Genomic DNA, 8,327 nt, shown 5'->3' with positions numbered 1-8,327 from the left:
CCCGGCGTCGTACTCGTCGTGGGCGTGAACGGCACCGGCAAGACCACCACCGTCGGCAAGATCGCCCGGATCCTCGTCGCCGACGACCGGACCGCGCTCCTCGCGGCTGCCGACACCTTCCGCGCGGCGGCCACCGAGCAGCTGGCCACGTGGGGTGACCGGGTGGGTGTCGAGGTCGTGCGCGGCCCGGAGGGCGGCGACCCCGCCAGCGTCGCGTTCGAGGCGGTCAAGCAGGGCATGGAGCGCGGTGTCGACACCGTCGTCGTGGACACCGCCGGCCGCCTGCAGAACAAGCAGGGCCTGATGGACGAGCTCGGCAAGGTCAAGCGCGTCATCGAGAAGCAGTCGCCGGTCACCGAGGTGCTGCTCGTGCTGGACGCGACCACCGGCCAGAACGGCCTGATCCAGGCCAAGGTGTTCTCCGAGGTCGTCGACGTCACCGGCATCGTGCTCACCAAGCTCGACGGCTCCGCCAAGGGCGGCATCGTGATCGCTGTCCAGCGCCAGCTCGGCGTCCCGGTCAAGCTGGTCGGCCTGGGCGAGGGCCCCGACGACCTGGCGCCGTTCGATGCGGCCGCGTTCGTCGACGCGCTGCTGAGCTGACCGACCTGACCTGACCGCCATCGTTCGTCACCGGTCCGGAGAACTCGTTACACGGCCGTAACGCGACCCCACCCGTATGGAAACCCAAGGCCGCCAGTGTTCGGGACATGGAAAACGGCTACTACACCTGGATGCTGGTGTCGGCCTCGCTCGTCCTCTTGATGACAGCGCCCGGACTGGCGCTCTTCTACGGCGGCATGAGCCGGACCAAGTCGGTCCTCAACATGATGATGATGTCGTTCAGCGCCCTCGGCGTCGTCGGCATCGTCTACGCGTTGTGGGGCTGGTCGATGTCGTACAGCACCACGTACCTCACCGCCGACGGCGAAGCCGGCAAGGAGATCGCCAAGCTCTTCTCCAACCCGTTCAAGCAGTTCGGCCTCGAGACGACGGACCCGGCCAACTACGTCTTCGTCGCCTTCCAGCTGACCTTCGCGGTGATCACCGCGGCCCTGATCAGCGGTGCGATCGCCGACCGGATGAAGTTCTCCGCCTGGCTGGTCTTCCTCCCGATCTGGGTGACCCTGTCCTACTTCCCGCTCGCCCACATGGTGTGGGGCGGTGGCTTCCTCAGCGGCGTCGAGGGCGGCCTGGCCGACTGGCTCTTCTCCGGTGACGGTGGCGCCGAGGTGGCGCCGATCGACTACGCCGGCGGCACGGTCGTGCACATCAACGCCGGTGTCGCGGGCCTGGTGCTCGCCCTGCTGATCGGCAAGCGCATCGGCTTCGGCAAGGAGCCGATGAAGCCGCACAACCTGACGCTCACGATGATCGGTGCTGGCCTCCTGTGGTTCGGCTGGTTCGGCTTCAACGTCGGCTCGATCGTCAACCTCGACGCCTACACGACCGAGACCGCACTGGTCTGGCTCAACACGACCCTCGCCACCTGTGCGGCGATGATGGGCTGGCTGCTGGTCGAGAAGATCCGCGACGGCAAGTCCACCTCCCTCGGCGCCGCGTCGGGCGTGGTGGCCGGCCTGGTCGCGATCACCCCGGCCTGCGGGAACCTGGTGCCGTGGAGCTCGATGGTCCTCGGCCTGTTCGCCGGTGGCCTCTGCGCCCTGGCGGTCGGCCTCAAGTACAAGCTCGGGTACGACGACTCGCTCGACGTCGTGGGTGTCCACCTCGTCGGCGGCCTGGTCGGCACGGTCGGCGTCGGGTTCCTCGCCTCCAACGAGGGCGGACTCCTCACCGGCGGCGGTGCCAAGCAGCTCGTCGTGCAGGTCGCGGTCGCGCTCTTCGCGATCGTCTGGTCCGCGCTCGCCACCCTGGTCGTGGGTCTCGCGATCAAGTACACCCTGGGTCTCCGTCTCGAGGACGAGGACGAGGTCGAGGGCATCGACTTCGTCGAGCACGGAGAGTCTGCCTACGATCTCGGTACTGGCGGCGGCGCCCGTCGTGCCTCGGTCCTCACGTCGTCCACCGCATCGGAGGGAAGCGCATGAAGCTGGTCACCGCGGTCATCAAGCCGCACAAGTGGGAGGACGTCCGCGAGGCCCTCGAGGCCTTCGGCGTCACCGGGATGACGGTGAGCGAGGTCAGCGGCTACGGCCGCCAGAAGGGCCACACCGAGGTCTACCGCGGCGCCGAGTACGACATCGCCCTGGTCCCCAAGATCCGGATCGAGATCGTCGTCGACGACCCCGACACCGAGGACGTCGTCGGGATCATCACCAAGACGGCCCACACCGGCCGGATCGGTGACGGCAAGGTCTGGGTCAGCCCGGTCGAGACCGTCGTCCGCGTCCGGACGGGGGACAAGGACTCCGAAGCGCTCTGAGTCTCGACGAGCCCGACCAACAGTCGCTGGCGCGATCCAACGGGCATTCACCTTCGCGTAACACGTGAAGGGGGTCCTGTTACGCCCGTGAAACATTTCGACCTCAGAGTTGGCGGATGCCTGATCTGCTCCTGGTGGCCCTGACCGGTGCCGCCGACGTGTCCACTGCGGACGGCGACACCGCCTGGCTGCTCGCCGCCGCTGCCCTCGTCCTGCTGATGGCCCCCGGCCTGGCGTTCTTCTACGGCGGCATGGTCCGTTCCAAGAGCGTCCTGAACATGATGATGATGGTCTTCGGCGCCCTCGCCGTCGTCATGGTCGTCTGGGTGCTGATCGGCTACTCGATCGCCTTCGGTGACGACCTCGGGGGCGGGCTGGTCGGTGACCCGTTCCAGTACGCCGGCTTCAAGGGCATGCTCGAGGAGGTCCCCGGGGCGCCGTACCCGATCACGTTGTTCGCGGCCTTTCAGGGCCTGTTCGCGGTGATCACGGTCGGCCTGATCGCCGGTGCGATCGCCGACCGGACCCGGTTCGGCACCTGGCTGGTCTTCGCCGGCCTGTGGACCGTGCTGGTCTACGCGCCCGTCGCGCACTGGATCTTCGACTTCAGCGCCGGCGACCACGTGGGTGGCTGGATGGCCAACGAGCTCGGCGCACTCGACTTCGCCGGGGGTACCGCCGTCGAGATCAACTCCGGTGCTGCCGGCCTCGCCGCTGCGCTGGTCCTCGGCCGCCGGGTCGGCTTCGGCCGTGACCCGATGAAGCCGCACAACCTGACGCTCGTCATGGTCGGTTGCGGCCTGCTGTGGTTCGGCTGGTTCGGCTTCAACGCCGGGTCTGCGCTCGGCGCCAACAACACCGCCGCGATCGTGTTCGTCAACACGCTGCTCGCCGGTTGCACGGGTCTGCTGGCCTGGCTCGGCATCGAGCGGATCCGCGACGACCACGCGACGTCCTTCGGGGCAGCCTCGGGTGTCGTCGCCGGCCTCGTGGCCATCACGCCGTCCTGCGGTTCGGTCACGCCGATCGGTGCGATGGTGGTCGGCCTGGTCGCCGGTGCGGTCTGCGCGCTCGCGGTCGGCCTCAAGTTCACGTTCAAGTACGACGACTCGCTCGACGTCGTGGGTGTCCACCTCGTCGGCGGCCTGGTCGGCACGATCCTGATCGGCTTCCTCGCCTCGTCCTCGGTCACCAGCGTCGACGGCCTCTTCTACGGCGGCGGCGCGGACCAGCTCGGCAAGCAGCTGGTCGCGGCCGGCGCGACCCTCGCGTTCTCGTTCACGATGACCGCGATCCTGGTCTACGTGCTCGACAAGACCATCGGCTTCCGCATCGACCCCGAGCACGAAATGGCGGGCGTCGACCTGATCATCCACGGTGAAACCGCGTACGACCTGAACATCACCGGCGGTGCTCGCCCCCACTTCGGTCACGGGACTGGCACCCTGCAGTCATGAAGCTCATCAGCGCGGTCGTCAAGCCGCACAAGTGGGAAGACGTCCGACAGGCGCTCGAGGCCGTCGGCGTGAACGGGATGACCGTCAGTGAGGTCAGCGGCTACGGCCGCCAGAAGGGCCACACGGAGGTGTATCGCGGTGCGGAGTACGACATCGCGATGGTTCCGAAGGTCCGGATCGAGATCGTCGCCGATGACGCCGACGTGGAGCAGATCGTCGAGACGATCACCAAGGCTGCGCAGACCGGCAAGGTCGGCGACGGCAAGATCTGGGTGACGCCCGTCGAGTCCGTGGTGCGCGTGCGCACCGGGGACACCGGATCTGCCGCGGTCTGAGACGGAGCTGAACCAACCGGATGACCGCTGCCGACCGCGTAGTACGCACCGAGGCCGCCGACGCGCTGTGCGGCAAGGCGTACGACGACGCGGGCGGCCCGGACAGCGGTGTCGCGCTGGTCGCGGTCGGTGGGTTCGGGCGCGGGGACATGGCGCCCTACTCCGACCTGGACGTCGTGCTCGTCGCCGAGGACGACGTCCAGCAGGACTGGTTCGGCGAGTTCGCGGCGCAGGTCTGGTACCCGCTGTGGGACTCCGGCAGCAAGCTCGACCACTCCGTCCGCACCCTGTCGGAGACGATCACGGCGGCGCAGAACGACATCCGTGTCGCGTCCGGACTGCTCGACATCCGGCACATCGCGGGGGACTACAGCCTGGCGCTGCGGCTGCGGACCACGGTCCTCGCCCAGTGGCGCCGGCAGGCGCGTCAACGGCTGCCCGAGCTCCACGAGATGGTGCGCAACCGGCACCGCCTCATCGGCGAGCTCGCGCACCTGTCGATGCCCGACCTCAAGGAGTCCGAGGGCGGGCTCCGCGACGCGACGGTCCTCAAGAGCCTGACCGCCACCTGGCTGGTCGACGTCTCCGCGGCCGACCTCGAGCGCTGCCGCGGCCAGCTCCTTGACGTCCGCGACGTGCTGCACACGGCCGCCGGACGCGGCACCGACCGGATCGCGCCCGAGCACTGGGGCCCGATCGCCGAAGGACTCGACCTGGCCGACGAGCGCGCCGCACAACGACACGTCCGCGAGCTCGGCCGCCGGGTCACCCACCTGTCGCGGCTCGCCTGGCGCCGGACGGACGACGCCCTTCGTCGTACCCCTGCGGCGAAGCCGCGGCGCCCCGAGCTCACCCGGTTGGCGCCGGGAGTGGCGCTGTCGCAGGGTGAGGTGGTCCTCGACAAGGGGGCGCGGCCCGCGACGGATCCCGTGCTGCTCCTGCGCGCCGCCGCCGAGGCAGCCACCCGTGACGTCGTCCTGGCGCCGCCGACGGCCGCGCGGCTGGTCCGCGAGTGCCCGCCGCTGCCGGTGCCGTGGCCCGACGAGGCCCGCCAGCAGATGGTCCGCCTGCTCGCGGCCGGCCACGGCCTGCTGCCGGTGTGGGAGACCCTCGACGAGACCGGTGCGCTCGCGATGATCCTTCCCGAGTGGGAACGGATCCGGTTGCTGCCCCACGCCTCGGTGATCCACCGCTTCACCGTCGACCGCCACGTGGTCGAGACCTGCGTCGAAGCGGCGTCCTTGATCCGAGGCGTCGGACGCCCCGACGTCCTGGTGGTCGCGGCCCTGCTGCACGACATCGGGAAGGGCGACCTGACCGAGCACAGCGTCGCCGGCGCCCCGATCGCACGCGAGATCGCGGCCCGGATGGGCTTCGACGACGACGAGGTCGACCTGATCAGCCAGCTGGTCCGCTGGCACCTGCTGCTCGCCGACATCGCGACCACCCGCGACCCCGACGACCCGGCCACCCTTGACGCGCTCACCGAACACATCCGGACCCCCGAGGCGCTCGCCCTCCTCACCGCGCTGACCGAGGCCGACGCGAAGGCGGCGTCGCCGAAGGCCTGGTCGTCGTGGCGGGCCGGACTGATCCTCGACCTGTCCCGTCGGGCCCGTGCCTCGCTGGAGCAGGGGAGCGTGCCGCCCGCCTTCCGGGTCGAGGAGATCGAGATCCCGGCCGCCGCCACCCGCGGCGAGCTCTCCATCTCGATCGAGGCCGTCGCCGACGGTTCCCGTGTCACCACCGTCGGTCCGGACCGCGTCGGACTGCTGGCCAGTGTCGCGGCGACCTTCGCGTTGCGCCGCGTCCCCATTCGGGCCGCCCGGATCTGGTCGCAGGGGGAGTACGGCGTGTCGGTGTGGGACGTCGCCGACGAGTTCCTCAACGCCGGCGCACTGCGCGACCAGTACGACGCGATCTCGGAGGGCCGCGTCGACGTCGCCGCTCGACTGGCCCCGCGACCTCCGTCGCCGGGCGAGCTCGCGCCCACGGTCGTCGTACGACCGGAAGCGAGCGACCACGCCACCGTCATCGAGGTGCGCGCCGCCGATCGGCTCGGCGTCGTGTTCCAGGTGAGCTCGGCCCTGGCCGCCATGGAGGTGACGGTGCGCTCGGCGCACGTGTCGACCCTCGGCCCGCAGGCCGTCGACGTGTTCTACGTGCAGGAGGCGTCGGCCGGCGCACTGTCGGAGACCCGGTCCGCCGAAGCAGCCCACGCGGTGCGGGCCGCGATCACCGGCGCCTGATCCGCGCCGTCCCCTTCACGAGGTCGACCTCGACCGGACGGTCGTCGTCATCGGGGTTGGGAATGACGGCGCCCTGGTTGTTGTGCGACTTCAGGTCGCGGTCGGCGCGGGCCCGGGCCGGGTCGAAGACGTCGATGAAGCTGCCCAGGCCGTCGGCGACCCCGCCGCCGATTCCGCTGTCGGAACGCAGGATCCGGTGGCCCGCCGCGATCACCAGCACCAGGACCAGGAGCCCGGCGATGGTGAAGACGACGATGGTCATGCCAGCGAGTGTAGGAGCCTGATCTAGAGTGGTTTCCGGCCAGCGACGGCCGTTCCGGCTCATTTCCCGTCTCCGCGAGGACCCGCTCTTGTTCGCCACACTGTCCGACCGCCTCACCGCGACCTTCAAGAACCTCCGCGGCAAGGGCCGGCTCTCCGAGGCCGACATCGACGCCACCGCCCGGGAGATCCGGATCGCGCTGCTCGAGGCCGACGTCGCCCTGCCCGTGGTCAAGGACTTCGTGGCGGCGATCAAGGAGCGCGCCCGCGGTGAAGAGGTCAGCGGTGCGCTGAACCCGGCGCAGCAGGTCGTCAAGATCGTCAACGAGGAACTGGTCCAGATCCTCGGCGGCGAGACCCGCCGCCTGCGCTACGCCAAGACCGGACCGACCGTGATCATGCTCGCCGGTCTCCAGGGTGCCGGCAAGACCACGCTGGCCGCGAAGCTCGCGCTGTGGCTCAAGGAGCAGGGCAAGACCCCGCTCCTCGTGGCCTGCGACCTGCAGCGCCCCAATGCCGTCCAGCAGCTCCAGGTCAACGGCGAGAAGGTCGGCGTCCCGGTGTTCGCGCCCGAGGCCGGCAACGGCGTCGGTGACCCCGTGTCCGTCGCACGCGCCTCGATCGAGGAGGCCAAGCGCAAGCTGCACGACGTCGTGATCGTCGACACCGCAGGTCGCCTCGGTGTCGACAGCGAGATGATGGCGCAGGCCATCGGCATTCGCGATGCCGTCCAGCCCGACGAGACCCTGTTCGTCGTCGACGCGATGATCGGCCAGGACGCCCTGACCACCGCGCAGGCGTTCCTCGACGGGGTCGGGTACGACGGCGTCGTGCTCACCAAGCTCGACGGTGACGCCCGCGGTGGTGCCGCGCTGTCGATCCGCCACGTGACCGGCCGCCCGGTCATGTTCGCCTCGACCGGCGAGAAGCTCACCGACTTCGACGTCTTCCACCCCGACCGGATGGCCTCGCGCATCCTCGACATGGGTGACGTCCTCACCCTGATCGAGCAGGCGGAGAAGGCCTTCGACCAGGAGGAGGCGCTCAAGGCTGCGCAGAAGCTCAGCGACGGCGACTTCACCCTCGACGACTTCCTGTCGCAGATGCAGCAGCTGAAGAAGCTGGGCTCGATGACCAGCATCCTCAAGATGCTCCCCGGCATGGGCCAGATCCGCGAGCAGCTCGACAACTTCGACGAGCGCGAGATCGACCGGGTCGAGGCGATCATCCGGTCGATGACTCCGGCCGAGCGTGCCAACCCGAAGGTCATCGACGGCTCCCGCCGCGCCCGGATCGCGAAGGGTTCGGGCCGCACCGTCACCGACGTCAACGGTCTCGTCGACCGCTTCTTCGAGGCCCGCAAGATGATGATGCAGATGGCTCGCGGTGGCGGCATGCCCGGAATGCCGGGGATGCCCGGCATGGGCGCCGGTGCGGGCAGCAAGCGCGTCACGGCCAAGCAGAAGGCGAAGACCAAGGCCAAGGGCGGCCAGCGCAAGTCCGGCAACCCGGCCAAGGCCGCGCAGGAGGCTGCCGCCGCCAAGGTGAAGGCGGCCGAGGCCAAGCCGAACCCGTTCGGCATCGGTGAGGACATCGACTACGAAGCGGCTGCCGCCCAGCTGGAGCTCCCCAAGGACTTCTC

The 8,327-nt window shown here is 69.7% G+C and carries 8 protein-coding genes; 7 read left to right on the top strand and 1 reads right to left on the bottom strand.

The genetic code is table 11. The features are described 5' to 3' along the window. The 6 genes from ftsY to ACOADB_RS03620 form a co-directional block, all read left to right on the top strand. On the top strand, window positions 1–603 hold a 603-nt coding region (gene ftsY, locus ACOADB_RS03645; RefSeq protein ID WP_378596573.1), incomplete at its 5' end, for a signal recognition particle-docking protein FtsY. A gap of 107 nt (window positions 604–710) precedes the next feature. Next, window positions 711–2,048: an ammonium transporter gene (locus ACOADB_RS03640; RefSeq protein ID WP_378596572.1), complete on the top strand. Its 1,338-nt coding sequence runs from the start codon at window positions 711–713 to the stop codon at window positions 2,046–2,048. Further along, on the top strand, window positions 2,045–2,383 hold the full coding sequence (locus ACOADB_RS03635; RefSeq protein ID WP_056714250.1) for a P-II family nitrogen regulator: 339 nt from the start codon (window positions 2,045–2,047) through the stop codon (window positions 2,381–2,383). The genes ACOADB_RS03640 and ACOADB_RS03635 overlap by 4 nt, the downstream gene beginning before the upstream one ends. Before the next feature lie 116 nt (window positions 2,384–2,499). Continuing rightward, window positions 2,500–3,840 (top strand): ammonium transporter, encoded by a 1,341-nt coding sequence (locus tag ACOADB_RS03630; RefSeq protein ID WP_378596571.1) that lies wholly within the window; start codon window positions 2,500–2,502, stop codon window positions 3,838–3,840. Further along, entirely contained in the window at window positions 3,837–4,175 is a 339-nt protein-coding gene (locus ACOADB_RS03625; RefSeq protein ID WP_056714252.1) for a P-II family nitrogen regulator, read from the top strand. Before ACOADB_RS03630 ends, ACOADB_RS03625 begins: the two co-directional genes overlap by 4 nt. Window positions 4,176–4,195: 20 nt before the next feature. Continuing rightward, on the top strand, window positions 4,196–6,424 hold the full coding sequence (locus tag ACOADB_RS03620) for a [protein-PII] uridylyltransferase (RefSeq protein WP_378596570.1): 2,229 nt from the start codon (window positions 4,196–4,198) through the stop codon (window positions 6,422–6,424). Here ACOADB_RS03620 and ACOADB_RS03615 read toward each other — a convergent pair. Beyond that, window positions 6,411–6,686 (bottom strand): hypothetical protein, encoded by a 276-nt coding sequence (locus ACOADB_RS03615; RefSeq protein WP_378596569.1) that lies wholly within the window; start codon window positions 6,684–6,686, stop codon window positions 6,411–6,413. The two genes, ACOADB_RS03620 and ACOADB_RS03615, sit on opposite strands and share 14 nt — an antisense overlap. An 88-nt stretch (window positions 6,687–6,774) precedes the next feature. On the opposite strand from ACOADB_RS03615, the gene ffh reads away from it, so the two are divergent. Beyond that, window positions 6,775–8,327 (top strand): signal recognition particle protein (ffh, locus tag ACOADB_RS03610; protein WP_378596567.1); only part of this gene is annotated, 1,553 nt, incomplete at its 3' end.

Source organism: Nocardioides sp. CPCC 206348 (assembly GCF_048654705.1).
Lineage (GTDB): Bacteria > Actinomycetota > Actinomycetes > Propionibacteriales > Nocardioidaceae > Nocardioides.
The sequence above is the reverse complement of the archived record's forward strand: the minus strand, read 5'-3'. Positions and strand labels throughout refer to the sequence as shown.

Bases quoted from the DNA above. Each gene is read 5' to 3' on its own strand.
- ACOADB_RS03640 (WP_378596572.1), top strand. From the start codon at position 711: ATGGAAAACGGCTACTACACCTGGATGCTGGTGTCGGCCTCGCTCGTC.
- ACOADB_RS03620 (WP_378596570.1), top strand. From the start codon at position 4,196: ATGACCGCTGCCGACCGCGTAGTACGCACCGAGGCCGCCGACGCGCTG.
- ACOADB_RS03630 (WP_378596571.1), top strand. From the start codon at position 2,500: ATGCCTGATCTGCTCCTGGTGGCCCTGACCGGTGCCGCCGACGTGTCC.
- ACOADB_RS03615 (WP_378596569.1), bottom strand. From the start codon at position 6,686: ATGACCATCGTCGTCTTCACCATCGCCGGGCTCCTGGTCCTGGTGCTG.
- ACOADB_RS03625 (WP_056714252.1), top strand. From the start codon at position 3,837: ATGAAGCTCATCAGCGCGGTCGTCAAGCCGCACAAGTGGGAAGACGTC.
- ACOADB_RS03635 (WP_056714250.1), top strand. From the start codon at position 2,045: ATGAAGCTGGTCACCGCGGTCATCAAGCCGCACAAGTGGGAGGACGTC.